The organism is Sphingomonas xinjiangensis (assembly GCF_014199255.1).
GTDB classification, from domain to species: domain Bacteria; phylum Pseudomonadota; class Alphaproteobacteria; order Sphingomonadales; family Sphingomonadaceae; genus Sphingomonas; species Sphingomonas xinjiangensis.
In genome coordinates this window covers 76,833-91,015 of the sequence record NZ_JACIJF010000004.1, presented here as the reverse complement: position 1 = coordinate 91,015, position 14,183 = coordinate 76,833, and the positions used below count along the sequence as shown (strand labels likewise).

The window sequence follows — 14,183 nt, the reverse complement described above, 5'->3', positions numbered from 1 at the left end:
GGTCCTTGGTTCACGAGGTACGGCGGCGCCGCATCAGCGCCTTGAGGTCGGATAGGCGGAAGGCGCCAGTTAGGAAACAGGCCGCGCCATAGATCGCGCAGCCGGCGCCGACCAGCACCACGAGCGCGAGATAGCGCTGGACGATCGGGCCGCCGAGCCATGGGTCGAGCAGCCGGTTGGAGGCGAACAGCGCCAGGCCCATTAGGGCCGCGGCGATCATCAGGCGCGGGAGGCGCCGTTTGAGCTGGGCATCCACGACGAAATGCCGACGCTTGGCCAGCATTCTGTATAGCAGGAAGACGTTCACCGTGGACGAGAGCGCAGTGGCGAGCGGCGGGCCGACATGGCCGATCAACGGGATCAGAGCCAAATTGGCGGCGATGTTCACCGCAACCGATATGGTGGCGTACCGAACCGGGGTGCGCGTGTCCTGGCGAGCGTAGAACCCGGGAGCCAGGACCTTTACCAGCACATAAGAGGGAAGGCCGATCGAGAAGCCGGCGAGCGCGAGCGCGCAGGCCCGCGTATCGGCGGCCGTGAAGTGACCATATTGGAACAGCCCGCGCACAATCGGTTCGGCGGAGACGATCAGCGCGACCATGGCGGGCAGTGTAAGAAACAGCGCGAGCTCCATGCCGCGGTTCTGGGTTTCCATCGCCCGCGCTTCTTCGCCCTTGCCGAGCAGGCGCGAGATGGTGGGAAGCAGGATGGTGCCCAGGCCAATGCCGATCATGCCGAGCGGCAGCTGGTTCAGCCGGTCGGCATAATAGATGTACGAGATCGAGCCTTCGCCAAGCAAATAGCCCGAGAGCGCAGTGGAAATGACCAGATTGAGCTGCACCGCTCCGGCGCCGAGCGCGGCAGGCAAGATCAGTTTGAGGAGGCGCTTCACTTCGGGATCGAGCCTCGGGCGGCGCGGGCGCAGCGACACGCCCGAGGCGCGGCATGCGACTGCCAACCAAAGCAATTGGAGGACGCCGCCCAGCGGCACGGCGATCGCCTGAGCGCGCGCGGTCTCCTCCGGCGTCCCGTGGAAGACGAACAGCGCGGTCACCATCGCGATATTGAGCAGGATCGGAGCGGCGGCGTTGATCCAGAATTTATCGAGCGAATTGAGGATGCCGCCGAGCAGTGAGGCCAGGCAGATCAGCATCAGATACGGGATCGTGATCCGGCTGAGATGCACGGCGTAGGCGAATTGGTCTGGTGTCGGATGCTGTTTAGCGAAGCCGCCCGAGAGCAATGCCGTTAGTGGCCATGCCGCGAGCAGCAGCACCACCGTCATGACACCCAGGAAAGTGAACAACACCGCCAGCGTCCGTTCGGCGAAGTCGAAGGCCGGACCGCGATCGCCATGTTCGCCGAGCTTGCGGTTGAACATCGGGATGAACGCCGATGCGAACGCGCCCTCTGCAAAGAAGGCGCGGAACATGTTGGGCAGGCGGAACGCCACCAGAAACGCGTCGGAGGCGAAGTTCGCGCCGACATAGCGCGCCTGGAGGGAGTCGCGGACGAGGGCGAGGACGCGGCTGGCGAGGGTGAGGCCGCCGATCGAGCCGAGGGCGCGGGCGAGTTTCATCTGGCAGAGCCTCCCTGAACTTGTTCGGGGAGGGGGACCAACCGGGAACTGGTGGAGGGGTGGCGGACGCATTGCGCTGCCTTTTGCAGCGCCCCTCCCACCACCGCATTGCGGCGGTCCCCCTCCCCGAGCGCAGCTCGGGGAGGTATCAAGAAGGTCACCGGCTTACCCCTCCGAAATCGCGTCAGGCGTTGCCGGCCTGCGGGGTCGAGGCGAGTGCGTCCTGCTGGGCGCGCTGCTGCAGGTAGATGCCGCCGAAATCGATCGGTTCGAGCATCAGCGGCGGGAAGCCTCCGTCGCGCACCGCATCGGCCAGCACGCGGCGGGCGAAGGGGAACAGAAGGCGCGGCGCTTCGCCGAGAAGGAAGGCATCGAGCTGATCGGCCGGGATGTTGCGGAGCGCGAACAGACCACCATAAGACAGGTCGACCACGAACGCGGTCTGGCTTTCCGCCTGGGCGCGCACGTCGATCTTGAGGACGACTTCGTACACGTCTTCGCCGACCTGGCCCGACCCGATGTTGAACTGGACGTCGATCGCCGGCGCGGTCTGCGACTGGTAGATGCCGGGCGCATTGGGATTCTCGAACGAGAAGTCCTTCACATATTGCGACAGGACGTGCGCAGCGGGTGCGGTGTCGGCGCCATTGGTCTGGGTCTCGCCGAAGTCGGCACCGGTCTCGTTCTCGGCCATCGAAGGGTTCCTCTTTTTTCCGGAAAGTTTCACGTATCTGACGCGTTGAAAGTGCGAGCGCGCCTAGCAGGGGCGTGACGGCAGTTCAATCGTGGCGCCCGCGGCTATTTGAATCCCGCGGCGTTCGGCCCTATGTACAGGGCCTGGAGGCTCGGAGGCTCAGTGTTCTACGTAATCCTATTTGCGATGATTGCCGGTTTCCTGGCGCTGCGATTGTATTCGGTGCTGGGCAAGCGCACCGGGCATGAGCAGCCGCTGCCCAAGCCTGCCGAAGAGCGTGTGGCGGCGGCCAGCATGCCGCGCACGATCGACATGAAGCCCGAAGTGCGCGAAACCGCGAACCGGGCGGTGGATGCGAAGGCCGAGAACGGCCTGCGTGCCGTGATCGCCGCCGATCAGAACTTTGATGTCGCCCAGTTCCTGGAGGGCGCAAAGTCGGCTTACCGCATGGTCCTGGAAGCCTTTTGGAAGGGCGACGAGGAGACGCTGGGCTGGCTGGTCGAGGACGAGGTGCGCAGCGGCTTTGCCGAGGCGATCGCCATGCGCGGCGAAGCGGGACATGTTCTGGAAAATCGCCTGATCGCAATCGAAAAGGCGGCGATCGTCGATGCATCGGTCGACGGCAAGGTCGCGCGGATCGCAGTGCGTTTCGACGCCGATATCGCAGCGGTGACCCGCGACACCGAAGGCAATGTCGTTGCGGGATCGCTGACCGACGCCGTCGTGACGCACGATGTCTGGACCTTTACGCGCCGTCTGCGCAGCGACGATCCCAACTGGAAGCTGGTCGAGACCGACGAAGCCTGAGAAGGGGCGAACGAATGCGGGTTTGGGGCGCGGCCGCGCTTGCGGTGATGTTGAGCGCGTGTTCGGGCGGATTGGTGCCGCCAGAGGTCGGAACCCGTCCTGCTGCGCCGCCGCCACTCCGCGAGCGGCCCGCGCGGGAGTCCGAACTGCCCGAAACCCCGGCGCATTTGCCCGCACGCCAGCCGGTGGGCGCCACGCCGTTGCCGCCGATGCCGTCGCGCGCAGTTTCCGGCGCCACTACCGCGGCAGCTGCCGGCGTCGTCGCCGGGCCACCGATCGAGAGCTTGCCGATCACGCAGCAAAGCGCGGAACGCGCACTTGCCGCGTTCCGCCTGAGCTGCGGATCGCTCCAGCGGCGTACCGATGGCTCGGGCCTGACGCGCGGCACGGATTGGGCCGCATCGTGCCAGGCCGTGCGGGGCTGGCCGCAAGGCGACGCCCGCGACTTCTTCGTCCGCCATTTCGAGACCGTACAGGTCGGCGAGGGCGCCGCCTATGCCACCGGCTATTATGAGCCCGAGATCCGCGGATCGCGCGAGCGGCGGCCGGGATATGAAGTGCCGATCTATGGCGTGCCGCGTGACCTGATCGAAGCCGATCTTGGCCTGTTCAGCGACAGCCTGAAGGGCAAGCGCGTGCGCGGGCGCGTCGATGGGCAGAAGTTCGTGCCTTATTTCGACCGCACCCAAATCGAGCAGGGTGCGCTGGATCGCAGCGCCGATGTGATCGCCTGGGCGGCAGATCCCGTCGAGATTTTCTTCCTGCAGGTGCAGGGCTCCGGCCGGTTGCGGCTGCCCGATGGCGGGGTGATGCGGATCGGCTATGCCGGGCAGAACGGGCGCGATTATACCGGTATCGGCAAGCTGATGAAGGACCGTGGGCTGCTCGGGCCCGGCCAGACCTCGATGCAGGGGATCATGGCCTATCTGCGCGCGAACCCGGAAGAAGGCCGCGCGATCATGCGCGAGAATAAGAGCTTCGTGTTCTTCAAGGAACTGACCGGGGCCGGACCCCTGGGGGCTTTGGGGCTGCCAGTGACCGGTTGGACCAGCGCGGCGGTGGACCCGAAATTCGTGCCGCTGGGTGCGCCGGCGTTCCTGTCGATGGACCGCACCGACGCCACCGGGCTGTGGGTGGCGCAGGATACCGGGGGCGCGATCAAGGGCGCAAACCGCTTCGACACCTTTTGGGGCGCGGGCGATGACGCGCGAGCGATTGCCGGGGGCATGTCGGCGCGCGGAACGGCCTGGCTGTTGCTGCCGCGCGGGGTGCTTGGCCGGTTGCAGGGAAGCGCAACGGGGCAGTGAGCCGGCGGCGGCTTTCGTCTGAGGAAGCGGCGCTGTGGGAGCGGGTGATAGCTTCGGTGGCGCCGATGGCGAGAGGGCGGAGCAGGGTGTCCGTCGCTCAGGCTCCCCTTCCTCCGAGGGAAGTGGCGGTGGGCCCGAGCCGTCAGGCGAGCGGCGACGCTTTGGCTGGCAAGGCGGTCGCGAAGCGCGCGCTGCCCTTCATTGAAGAGTCTCTTGGGCGCGCAGACGCGCGCACCCACTCCCAACCCCTCCCTGCAAGCAGGAAGGGACATGATATCGCTTCTGGCGATGATGCTGGGCTGTGGGCGCAGGTGGCGGCTTCGGTGACGCCGTTGCGGCCGGTCGTTTCAAAGGCTGTCGAAGTCGAGCAGCCTGTCAGTGCGCCGCCGAAACCGGCGCTGCGGGCGCCTGCGCCCCTCAGTGCGGCTCTGCCGCCGCCATCACCCGCTAAACAGCCGCGCGCCAACACGCTCGACGCGTCCTGGGACCGGCGGCTGTCGCGGGGACTGGTTGCGCCCGAGACCTCGATCGACTTGCACGGGCATAGCCTCGCGTCGGCCTATGACCGGCTCGACCGCGGGCTCGACCAGGCGATCCGGCGAGGCGACCGGGTGCTGCTGCTGGTGACGGGTAAGCCGCCGCGGCCGGAATCGGAGCGGCCGCATGCGCGCGGCGCGATCCGTGCTGCGGTGGGCGATTGGCTGGCGTCCTCGCGCCACGCCGACCAGATCGCCGCGGTGCGCGGGGCGCACCCCAGGCATGGCGGCGCGGGGGCGTTGTATATCGTGCTGCGACGGGCGCGAGGAGCGGAGGCTGGTTCATAGCCTGCGCCGGGGAGTTGCTGTCTTTGCTGGTGCGTGTCTCCGCTTATACCGAGACGCGCTCCAGCACGCCGGCATAGATGTCGGCGAGCGCGTGCAGGTCGGCGACCGCGACCGCCTCGTCCAGCTTGTGCATGGTGGCGTTGAGTAGGCCGAACTCGACCACGGGGCAGAGCTTCACCAGGAACCGGGCGTCCGAGGTGCCGCCGCTGGTGGAAAGTTCGGGGCGGATGCCGAGGCGCGCCTCGATGGCATCGGCGACCAGCGTGGAGAGCTGGCCCGGATGGGTGAGGAAGGCGTCGCCGAAGACGCGGCCTTCGACCACCGCTTCTGGCGCATGCATGTGCACCGCGGCACGGACGCGGTCGATCAGATCCGGGCCGCGCTGGAGGTCGTTGAAGCGGATGCTGACGCGCGCGGTGGCTGCGCCAGGGATGACGTTGCTGGCGGTGTTGCCGGTGTGCACGTCGATGATTTCGAGATTCGACGGCTGGAACCAGGCATTGCCCTGATCGAGTTCGATGGCGTCCACCGCGGCGAGCGCGCGCAGGAAGCGGGGAATCGGATTGTCGGCAAGGTGCGGATAAGCGACATGGCCCTGCTTGCCTGGAACCTCGATCCTGATCACCACCGAGCCGCGGCGGCCGATCTTGATCGTGTCCCCAAGGCGGTGCGCCGAGGTGGGCTCGCCGACCAGGCACAGGTCCGGCTTTACCCCGCGCTCTGCCATGCGCTCGATCAGGCGCGGGGTGCCGAAGGTGGCGGGACCTTCCTCGTCGCCGGTGATGAGGAGGCTGGCGGTGGCGCCCGGCACCCGCGCGGCGGCGGCGGCGAACGCGGCGACTGCGCCCTTCATGTCGACGGCGCCGCGGCCATAGAGCAAGTCTCCACGAACCTCGGGCGCGAAGGCGCCTGCGGTCCAGCCTTCGCCTGGCGGCACCACGTCGAGATGGCCGGCAAAGGCCAAATGCCTGCCGGTGCCGGCGCGGGTGGCGAGCAGGTTTTCGACCGGGCCGTCAGGGGCCTCGCCCTCCACGAAGCGCGTCACGTGGAAGCCGAGCGGCACCAGCGCCGCTTCTAGCACGTCGAACACCGGGCCGCGCGCGGGGGTGATGCTTTCAGCGGCGATCAAGGCCTTGGTGAGTTCGACGACGTCGTGCAAGCTGGGCTCCATCTTCAAGGGAGGTGGCATTGCCCAAGCTCGATCTCGATACAATCCCGCAAACCAATGCGACCGGCTATCCGGCGCCGTTCGACGCGGCGGTGCAGGGGCGCTGGTATCGGCGGCTGGCGCCCGCGAGCGGGCTGAGCGAGATGGGCGCGAGCCATGTTGTGCTTAAGCCCGGCGCATGGTCGTCGCAGCGGCACTGGCATGCCGATGAGGACGAATTGGTCGTGATGCTCGCTGGCGAAGCGGTGCTGGTCGAAGAAGGGGGCGAGACGGTGCTGCGCGCGGGCGATGTCGCAGCGTTCCCGAAGGGGGTGGAGAACGGGCATCACCTGCAGAACCGGAGCGAGGCGGACTGCGTGTTCGTGGCGATCAGCGCGGGAGTGCGGGGTTCGGGCGATTACCCGGACATCGACATGTGCTTTAGCGACGCCGGGTACTTCCACAAGGACGGCGCGCCCTATGCGACGCAGCGCCTGCGCTGAACCGGCTTAGGCCGTGATGGGCGATTCGAACTGCTCGATTACCCAATCCTCCGCCTGCGCGCCCGCGATCCAGTCCTGCATGAAGGGATGCTGGAGCACCGCCAGCATGTAGGCCTGGGCGAAGCGCGGAGCGGGAAGCGAGTAGGTCACCAGGCGCGTGACCACCGGGGCGAACATGATGTCGACGGCGCCGAACGTACCGAACAGGAACTCGCCCTCGCCGCCGAAGCGGGCGCGGGCCTGAGCCCAAAGTTCCATGATGCGGGCAAGGTCCTGAAGCACATCCTGGTCCGGCGCGCTAGCGGGATAGACCTGGCGAATGTTCATGCTGTGCTTGCGGCGCAGCGCGGTGAAGCTGGAATGCATCTCCGCCGCCATTGACCGGGCCATGGCGCGGGCCGAGGGCGCTTCGGGCCAGAACAGCGTGTTGCCCGTCTTGTCGTTGAGATATTCGACGATCGCCAGGCTGTCCCAGACGACGGCATCGTCGTCCCACAGGATCGGCACCTTGCCCGAAGAGGGCGCGAACTCGGCGCCTTCGCGGGTCTTGTCCCAATTTTCGTCGTAGAGCGGCACCACGACTTCCTCGAATGGAAGCCCCGATTGCTTGCAGGCGAGCCAGCCGCGCAGCGACCAGGAGGAATAGGCCTTGTTGCCGATGATGAGCTTCATGGTGGCGGCCATAGCCGGGGCATTGCCGCCGAGTCGAGCGCTCAGACCTTCACATAGACCCAGGCGTGGATGCCAGAGGCGAGCGGCGCTAGTTCGCGGCGGTAGTTCTCGCTCTCATAAATGTCCGCAGTGGCGAGTTCGTTCGGGGTGAGGCGGAACACCCTGCCGGAGATCGATGGCGCGCTGGCGTCCGGCACCAGCGCGCGGTGCGTGGCGACGCCGCTGGCCGCGAGCACCGCGGGATCCTGAATGCGTATTTCGATAACGCGGTAGCCGAGAAGTACATCGTCGGTGCCGTCGAGCAGCCGGCCGAAGGTGGCGCGCTGCACGCTTTCGAGCTGCAACGTGCCGTAGGAGAAGAGCAGTTCCGGACGGACGTCGCTCACGTCACGGCTTCGAACACCGCCGCGCGGAGTTCGGGGAGGCCCATGCCCTTTTCGCTCGACGTGGCGATGATGTCGGGGTGCGCGGCGGGGCGCTTGCGGGCTTCGGCTTCGGTCTGGGCGCGCACCTCGGCGAGTTCGGTCGCCTTGATCTTGTCGGTCTTGGTCAGGACGATGCGGTAGCTGACTGCGGCGGTGTCGAGCATGTCGAGAATCTCGCGATCGACATCCTTGATGCCGTGGCGCGAGTCGATCAGCACGATGGCGCGCTTGAGCGACTGACGGCCGCGCAGGAAGTCGTTTACCAGATAGCGCCACTTGCGCAGCAGGTCCTTGGGTGCCTTGGCGAAGCCGTAACCGGGCATGTCGACCAGGCGGAAGCGCAGCGGCTCACCGACGTCGAAGAAGTTGAGCTCCTGGGTACGGCCGGGTGTGTTCGATGTGCGCGCGAGGCCATTGCGGTTGGTCAGCGCGTTGAGCAGCGACGACTTGCCGACGTTGGAGCGCCCCGCGACCGCAACCTCAGGCACCACCGGATCGGGCAGGTGCTTGAGCTCGGGTGCCGACTTCAGGAAACTGACCGGGCCGGCGAAGATCTTTCGCGCGGCCTCGATCTGTTCGGGCGTGAAGGTGTCGAGGGGTTCCTCGCTCACTTGACCTTTGCCTCTTTCTTCACCGGCTCCTTGAGCGCGGGATGCTTTGAATACAGCCACTGCTGCTGCAGGATGGTGACGACGTTCGAGGTGATCCAGTACACCTGCAGGCCTACCGCGAACGGCGCCATCATGAACATCAGCATCCACGGCATGATCGAGAAGATCTGCTTCTGCATCTCGTCCATCGGCGCGGGATTGAGGCGCATCTGGAAGAACATCGAGACACCGAGCAGGATCGGCACCACGCCGATCGCCAGGAATGACGGAGGGGCGAAGTCCAGCAGGCCGAACAGGTTGAGCGGCGTCAGCGGATCGGGCGCGGACAAGTCGCGGATCCACGCGACGAACGGCTGGTGCCGCATCTCGATCGTCAGCAGCAGCACCTTGTACAGCGCGAACATGATCGGGATCTGAAGCAGCATGGGCAGGCAGCCCGCGAGCGGGTTCACCTTTTCCTGCTTGTAGAGCTTCATGATTTCTTGCTGCTGGCGCTGCTTGTCGTCCTTGTGACGTTCCTGCAGCGCCTTCATCTTGGGCTGGATCGCCCGCATGCTCGCCATCGATGCGAACTGCTTCTGCGCGATCGGGAACAGCAGCGCGCGGATGGTGAGCGTCAGCAGAATGATCGCGACGCCAAAATTGCCGACGAGGCGGAACAGCCAGTCGAGATAGTAGAAGATCGGCTGTTCGATCACGCCGAACCAGCCCCAGTCGATCGCGCGATCGAACTGGACGATGCCGGCATCATCTTCATAATGCTCGAGCAGCTTCACTTCCTTCGCGCCCGCAAAGAAGCGGCTGGAATAGGTGACCTTCTTGCCCGGCGCGAGGCTGAGCGGCTGCGCGAGCTGGTAATCGGCCTGATAGGCCTGCGCGGCGGTGCCGCGGTGCTGGAGCTGCACCGGCACCTTCTGGTCTGGAACGAGCGCAGTCAGCCAGTAATGATCCGAATAACCGACCCAGCCACCAGTGGTGGCGAGCTGCTCGGGCGTGCTCTCGATATCCTTCCAGTTGATGTAGTTCGCCGCGCGGTTGGCCACGGCTACCGGGCCGACATGCGCGGCCCACTGATCGGCGTCGGTCGAGCGGTTGGCACGCGAAAGCAGCGCATAGGGCGTCACCGACACCGGCGTGGTGCCGACATTGGCGACCGTCTGGCGGATGCCAAACATATAGTTCTGGTCGACCGAAAGCTCGATGCGGAAGATCTGGCCCGTCTGGCTGGTGCTGGTGAGCGTAACCGGGGTGGTGGGCGTCAGCTTGGTGCCGCTCGCTTGCCACACGGTGTTAGGTCCAGGCGCCTGAACGCCGGCACCCTGCCAGCCGAACTGCGCGAAATAGCCACCGGCCGCGCCGCCCGGCGAGAGCAGGCGGATCGGCGGCGAGTTCTTCGCGACAGTCTCGTCATATTTGGTGAGCACGAGATCGTCGAGGCGCGCGCCCTTCAGGTTGATCGAGCCGCGCAACGCCGGCGTCTCGATCTGAACGCGCGGGCTTTCGGCGAGCACGATCTGACGGTCGCGCAGAGCCTGGGGCGAATCGGCCGCCGGATCGGCGCCGGGCTGGGGCACGACCTTGGTCTTGCCGCCTTCGACTACCGTAGGCGCGGGGTTCTGTTGCGGGAAGATCCAGTGCTGGATCGTCGGCCATCCGAACAGGATCACCGCCGCCAGCAATGCAAAGATCACGAAATTCTTGTGGTCGTCTTTCACCGATCAGTCCCCGGAATACCCGTCATGGCACGGGATCATAGCCGTGCCCGCCCCATGGATGGCAGCGGCCGATACGCCGCAACGCAAGCCAGCTGCCCTTGGCAGCGCCATAGCGGCGAAGCGCCTCGATTGCATAGGCCGAACAGCTAGGCGCATAGCGGCAGCTGGGCGGTAGAATGGCGGAAGGCCCGACCTGCCAGGCGCGGGCGAGAAGAATAAGGAGGCGAGTGACCACGCCCTCTTTGCGGGTATCGCTCACCGCTTCACTTTCGCGGTTTTCGCTCACCGCTTCACCTTGGCGAGCGCCTTGGCAAGCTCAGCCTTCAGTGCGTCATAGTCACGCTCTATGCCGCTATTGCGGCCGATCAGGACATGATCGGCACCGGCGATGCCCGCAATGGGCATCACTTCGCTTACGAGCGCGCGAAAGCGACGCTTCATGCGGTTGCGGATCACCGCATTACCGACCTTCTTGGAAACGGTAATGCCGACCCGGATGGCCGGGTCGGCATCGTTCCGTTCGCGCACGAGAAGGACGAAACCGGGCATAGGCGCCCGCTTGCCCGCGTTCGCGGCGAGATAGTCCTTGCGCTGCGTTAGCCGCGAAACGGCTACGGCAGTTACGCCGACAGCTTCTTGCGGCCGCGGTTGCGGCGGGCGCGGATCACGTTGCGGCCGCCCACGGTCGCCATGCGGCTGCGGAAGCCGTGCCGGCGCGCACGCACCAGGTTGCTCGGCTGAAAAGTCCGCTTCATCGCTCATCCTCGAGTATCTAGAACGTAAAAGGGCCGCCACTGGGGCGGCCGCGTGTCGGGTGCCCATAAGGGTGGCGGCGCCTTGAGTCAACGTCCGACCTGCACCGTGCGAGGGCCGCAACTGGCGAGCGGAACGCCTGCCCCGATTGTTTGCACGCGAATCATGAGGAAGATGTGGAGTCGGTGTCTTGTTGATGCAAGACGCGCGCAGGCATTCGGCAGAGTCGCATTCCACATTGCGCAAAAGCCGCTAAGGTCCGCCTGCATTTGGGGGAGGCCGGCTTGGTCGCGAGCGTTTCTACGGTTGCGTATCTTGGACTCGAGGCGCGAGCGGTGGAGGTGCAGTGCAACCTTGTCGCCGGGCTGCCGAAGTTCGTCGTCGTAGGGTTGCCTGACAAGGCAGTCGCGGAGAGCCGGGAGCGGGTCCGCGCCGCCATGGCGGCGATCGGGCTGGCACTGCCGCCCAAGCATATCGTGCTGAATCTGTCGCCCGCCGATCTGCCCAAGGAAGGATCGCATTTCGATCTGCCGATCGCGCTGGCGCTGCTGGGCGCGATGGGCGTGGTCGATGCAGAGACGCTGGCCGGCTATGTCGTCGTGGGCGAACTGGCACTCGATGGACGAATCGCGCCGAGCGCGGGGGTGCTGCTGGCGGCGCTCCACGCTTCCGAAATCGGCAAAGGTCTGGTGTGTCCTGTGGCGCAAGGACCCGAGGCCGCTTGGGCCGGGCAAGTGGAAGTGGTCGCGGCCCCCGACCTGATCGGGCTGCTCAATCATTTCAAGGGCCAGCAGCTGCTGGCGATGCCCGTTGCAGGGGAGGCGGACCCGCCGGGGCGCGGACCCGATCTTGTTCAGGTAAAGGGTCAGGAGACAGCCAAGCGCGCGCTGGAGATCGCGGCGGCCGGTGGGCACAACATGCTGATGTGCGGTCCGCCAGGAGCGGGGAAGTCGCTGCTCGCATCCTGCTTGCCGGGCATATTGCCGCCGCTTGACGCCGCCGAAGCGCTGGAAGTCTCGATGGTGGCTTCGGTGGCCCGAACGTTGCAGGGCGGACGGCTGACGCGGACGCGGCCCTTTCGAAGCCCGCACCATTCCGCGTCGATGGCCGCGCTGACGGGCGGCGGGCTGAAGGTAAAGCCGGGCGAGGTCAGCCTGGCGCATCTGGGGGTCCTGTTCCTCGACGAACTGCCCGAGTTCCAGCGCGCCGTTCTCGATTCCCTTCGGCAGCCGCTGGAAAGCGGCGTGGTGAGCGTCGCGCGGGCCAATGCTCATGTCACCTTTCCGGCGCGCGTGCAGTTGATGGCGGCGATGAACCCGTGCCGCTGCGGACATCTGGGCGATCCGGCGCTTGCCTGCGCACGCGCGCCCAAATGCGCCGCGGATTATCAGGCCAAGGTGTCGGGGCCGCTGCTCGACCGCATCGACTTGCATGTGGAGGTGCTCCCGGTCACCGCAGCCGATCTGGTGTTGCCGCCGCCGGCCGAAGGATCGGCGGAAGTGGCGGCGCGGGTGGCGGCTGCGCGGGCGGTGCAGGGTAGGCGCTATGCCGATACCGCGTTCAGGACCAATGCCGAGGCCGATGGCGAGCCGCTGATGGCGGTGGCGAGTCCGGACGACGCTGGGCGCGCGTTGCTGGCGCAGGCGGCCGAAGCCATGCGTTTATCGGCACGCGGCTATACCCGGGTTCTCAGAACCAGCAGAACCATCGCCGATTTGGCCGGCGCCGAGCAGGTAATGCGCATTCACGTCGCCGAGGCACTGAGCTATCGTCGGCGCCCGCCCAGCAACTGATGCAATCGCCGTCTTGCGGCGGACGCTCGCTTGGTCTAGCGACACGCCCTCGCTGCCCCTGTGGCGAAATTGGTAGACGCGACCGACTCAAAATCGGTTGCCGCAAGGCATGCTGGTTCGAGTCCGGCCAGGGGCACCATCTTCCGCGACATCGTTGGTTGGCAGAGGTTTCGTGGAGACACGGGATCCCGGCTACCGGCGCCACATGACGCTATTGAGTATCAATAGCGTCATGGGAGTATGGGTTGCGAACGGTTCTCATTGCATAAAGGCGCGTAGGTTAGTTGACAAGCGGGTTAGGGCGCCTGCTCACGAGCTATCAGACCCGGCTGGCTTCGTCCGCGCGCAGCGTCAACACCGACACGCCAGTAGCTGTGACCGCGACGGTGTGTTCGAACTGGGCGGACAGCAATCCGTCTTTCGTCACCACGGTCCAGCCATCGTCCCGCGTTTCGACGGTACGGCGGCCCTGGTTCAGCATCGGCTCGATCGTGAACGTCATTCCTTCGCGCAATGGCGCGCCGGTGCCTGGCTTGCCGAAATGCAGCACCTGCGGCTCTTCGTGCATTTCGCGCCCAATGCCATGGCCGCAATATTCCCGCACCACCGAATAGCCGCTGCGTTTGGCATGCCGCTCGACCGCCCATCCGATGTCGCCGAGACGAGCGCCGGGCCGGACTGCGCGAATGCCCGTCCATAAAGCATCATAGGTGGTCTGGACCAGCCGTTTGGCGGCGGGATGCACTTCGCCGATCAGGTAGGTCTTGCTCGAGTCGGCAAGGTAACCGTTCTTTTCCAACGTGATGTCGAGATTGACGATGTCACCGTCGCGAAGCACGTCCGATTGGGACGGGACACCGTGGCACACCACGTCGTTCACCGATGCATTCAGCACGAAGCCGTAGCCATATTGGCCTTTGCTGGCGGGCCGTGCCTGAAGGTCGTCAACGATGAAGCGCTCAACCAGCGAGTCGATCCCAAGCGTCGACATGCCGAGAAGCTGCGTTCGATTTAGCATCGTGAACACCGACGCCAGAAGGCGCCCGGATTCGGCCATCAGCACCAGTTCTTCAGGCTGCTTGATCATGATCCACCGCACAGAGAAAAGGGGGCGAGACTCCCGCGGCGGCAAGCTCGCGCTCGATGATCTCGGCAAAAGTGAGCGTCGGATTGCGTTCGCTCAGTTGCCCAATCTTGATCCAATACGCCGCCTGCGCATTGATCGAGCGGCATGAAACCTTGCTCGCGCGTCTGAGCTGATCGTGCAGATCATCATCGATATTCACGATACCCATCACGGCTTCCTCATATGTTTCATATATGGTCCATACATAAATTGTGGAGCGGGACAAG

Annotated in this window: 16 protein-coding genes, 1 tRNA gene and 1 pseudogene; 6 read left to right on the top strand and 12 right to left on the bottom strand. The window is 65.7% G+C overall.

Annotated features, from left to right (window positions below; genetic code table 11):
* Positions 1-10 precede the first annotated feature (10 nt).
* Together murJ and secB are read right to left on the bottom strand one after the other, a co-directional pair.
* Entirely contained in the window at positions 11-1,579 is a 1,569-nt protein-coding gene (gene murJ, locus FHT02_RS08435) for a murein biosynthesis integral membrane protein MurJ (protein WP_184086485.1), read from the bottom strand.
* A 184-nt stretch (positions 1,580-1,763) separates the two neighbouring features.
* Positions 1,764-2,273 carry a protein-export chaperone SecB gene (gene secB, locus FHT02_RS08430; protein WP_184086483.1) on the bottom strand — a complete coding sequence of 170 codons (510 nt, stop codon included), beginning with the start codon at positions 2,271-2,273 and terminating at the stop codon, positions 1,764-1,766.
* A gap of 132 nt (positions 2,274-2,405) precedes the next feature.
* Between secB and FHT02_RS08425 the strand changes: the two genes are divergently transcribed.
* The 3 genes from FHT02_RS08425 (at position 2,406) to FHT02_RS08415 (ending at position 5,211) form a co-directional block, all read left to right on the top strand.
* Positions 2,406-3,080 (top strand): Tim44/TimA family putative adaptor protein, encoded by a 675-nt coding sequence (locus FHT02_RS08425; RefSeq protein ID WP_221239379.1) that lies wholly within the window; start codon positions 2,406-2,408, stop codon positions 3,078-3,080.
* Between the two features lie 14 nt (positions 3,081-3,094).
* Entirely contained in the window at positions 3,095-4,387 is a 1,293-nt protein-coding gene (gene mltA / locus FHT02_RS08420) for a murein transglycosylase A (RefSeq protein WP_184086479.1), read from the top strand.
* Between the two features lie 275 nt (positions 4,388-4,662).
* Positions 4,663-5,211 carry a Smr/MutS family protein gene (locus FHT02_RS08415; protein WP_343056902.1) on the top strand — a complete coding sequence of 183 codons (549 nt, stop codon included), beginning with the start codon at positions 4,663-4,665 and terminating at the stop codon, positions 5,209-5,211.
* A gap of 43 nt (positions 5,212-5,254) precedes the next feature.
* Here the strand turns inward: FHT02_RS08415 and dapE are convergent, their stop codons facing one another.
* Positions 5,255-6,400 carry a succinyl-diaminopimelate desuccinylase gene (gene dapE, locus FHT02_RS08410; RefSeq protein WP_425506422.1) on the bottom strand — a complete coding sequence of 382 codons (1,146 nt, stop codon included), beginning with the start codon at positions 6,398-6,400 and terminating at the stop codon, positions 5,255-5,257.
* On the opposite strand from dapE, the gene FHT02_RS08405 reads away from it, so the two are divergent.
* The gene (locus tag FHT02_RS08405; RefSeq protein ID WP_184086477.1) at positions 6,400-6,861 is read left to right on the top strand and encodes a cupin domain-containing protein; all 462 of its coding nucleotides are present in this window, start codon (positions 6,400-6,402) and stop codon (positions 6,859-6,861) included. The genes dapE and FHT02_RS08405 overlap by 1 nt on opposite strands.
* Before the next feature lie 6 nt (positions 6,862-6,867).
* Here the strand turns inward: FHT02_RS08405 and FHT02_RS08400 are convergent, their stop codons facing one another.
* The 7 genes and pseudogenes from FHT02_RS08400 to rpmH form a co-directional block, all read right to left on the bottom strand.
* On the bottom strand, positions 6,868-7,533 hold the full coding sequence (locus FHT02_RS08400) for a glutathione S-transferase family protein (RefSeq protein ID WP_184086475.1): 666 nt from the start codon (positions 7,531-7,533) through the stop codon (positions 6,868-6,870).
* Between the two features lie 41 nt (positions 7,534-7,574).
* A complete protein-coding gene (locus FHT02_RS08395; protein ID WP_184086473.1) occupies positions 7,575-7,919 on the bottom strand; it encodes a gamma-glutamylcyclotransferase in 345 nt (114 codons plus the stop codon).
* On the bottom strand, positions 7,916-8,569 hold the full coding sequence (gene yihA, locus FHT02_RS08390; protein ID WP_184086471.1) for a ribosome biogenesis GTP-binding protein YihA/YsxC: 654 nt from the start codon (positions 8,567-8,569) through the stop codon (positions 7,916-7,918). Before yihA ends, FHT02_RS08395 begins: the two co-directional genes overlap by 4 nt.
* On the bottom strand, positions 8,566-10,284 hold the full coding sequence (gene yidC / locus FHT02_RS08385) for a membrane protein insertase YidC (protein WP_184086469.1): 1,719 nt from the start codon (positions 10,282-10,284) through the stop codon (positions 8,566-8,568). Before yidC ends, yihA begins: the two co-directional genes overlap by 4 nt.
* A 22-nt stretch (positions 10,285-10,306) precedes the next feature.
* Complete coding sequence (yidD, locus tag FHT02_RS08380; protein ID WP_343056901.1) at positions 10,307-10,519, bottom strand: membrane protein insertion efficiency factor YidD; 213 nt, start codon at positions 10,517-10,519, stop codon at positions 10,307-10,309.
* Positions 10,520-10,566: 47 nt separating this feature from the next.
* Positions 10,567-10,878, bottom strand: a pseudogene (gene rnpA, locus FHT02_RS08375) (ribonuclease P protein component); the annotation flags it as partial.
* 26 nt (positions 10,879-10,904) lie between these two features.
* Positions 10,905-11,039 carry a 50S ribosomal protein L34 gene (rpmH, locus tag FHT02_RS08370; RefSeq protein WP_066813008.1) on the bottom strand — a complete coding sequence of 45 codons (135 nt, stop codon included), beginning with the start codon at positions 11,037-11,039 and terminating at the stop codon, positions 10,905-10,907.
* Between the two features lie 282 nt (positions 11,040-11,321).
* Here rpmH and FHT02_RS08365 point away from each other — a divergent pair, with 282 nt between their 5' ends.
* Both FHT02_RS08365 and FHT02_RS08360 read left to right on the top strand, forming a co-directional pair.
* Complete coding sequence (locus tag FHT02_RS08365; protein WP_184086467.1) at positions 11,322-12,830, top strand: YifB family Mg chelatase-like AAA ATPase; 1,509 nt, start codon at positions 11,322-11,324, stop codon at positions 12,828-12,830.
* Positions 12,831-12,884: 54 nt separating this feature from the next.
* Positions 12,885-12,969 (top strand) — tRNA-Leu (locus tag FHT02_RS08360).
* Between the two features lie 180 nt (positions 12,970-13,149).
* Here FHT02_RS08360 and map read toward each other — a convergent pair.
* Positions 13,150-13,917: a type I methionyl aminopeptidase gene (gene map / locus FHT02_RS08355; protein ID WP_184086465.1), complete on the bottom strand. Its 768-nt coding sequence runs from the start codon at positions 13,915-13,917 to the stop codon at positions 13,150-13,152.
* Positions 13,901-14,125, bottom strand: coding sequence for a ParD-like family protein (locus tag FHT02_RS08350; RefSeq protein ID WP_184086463.1), 225 nt, complete (start codon positions 14,123-14,125; stop codon positions 13,901-13,903). The genes map and FHT02_RS08350 overlap by 17 nt, the downstream gene beginning before the upstream one ends.
* Positions 14,126-14,183: the final 58 nt, after the last annotated feature.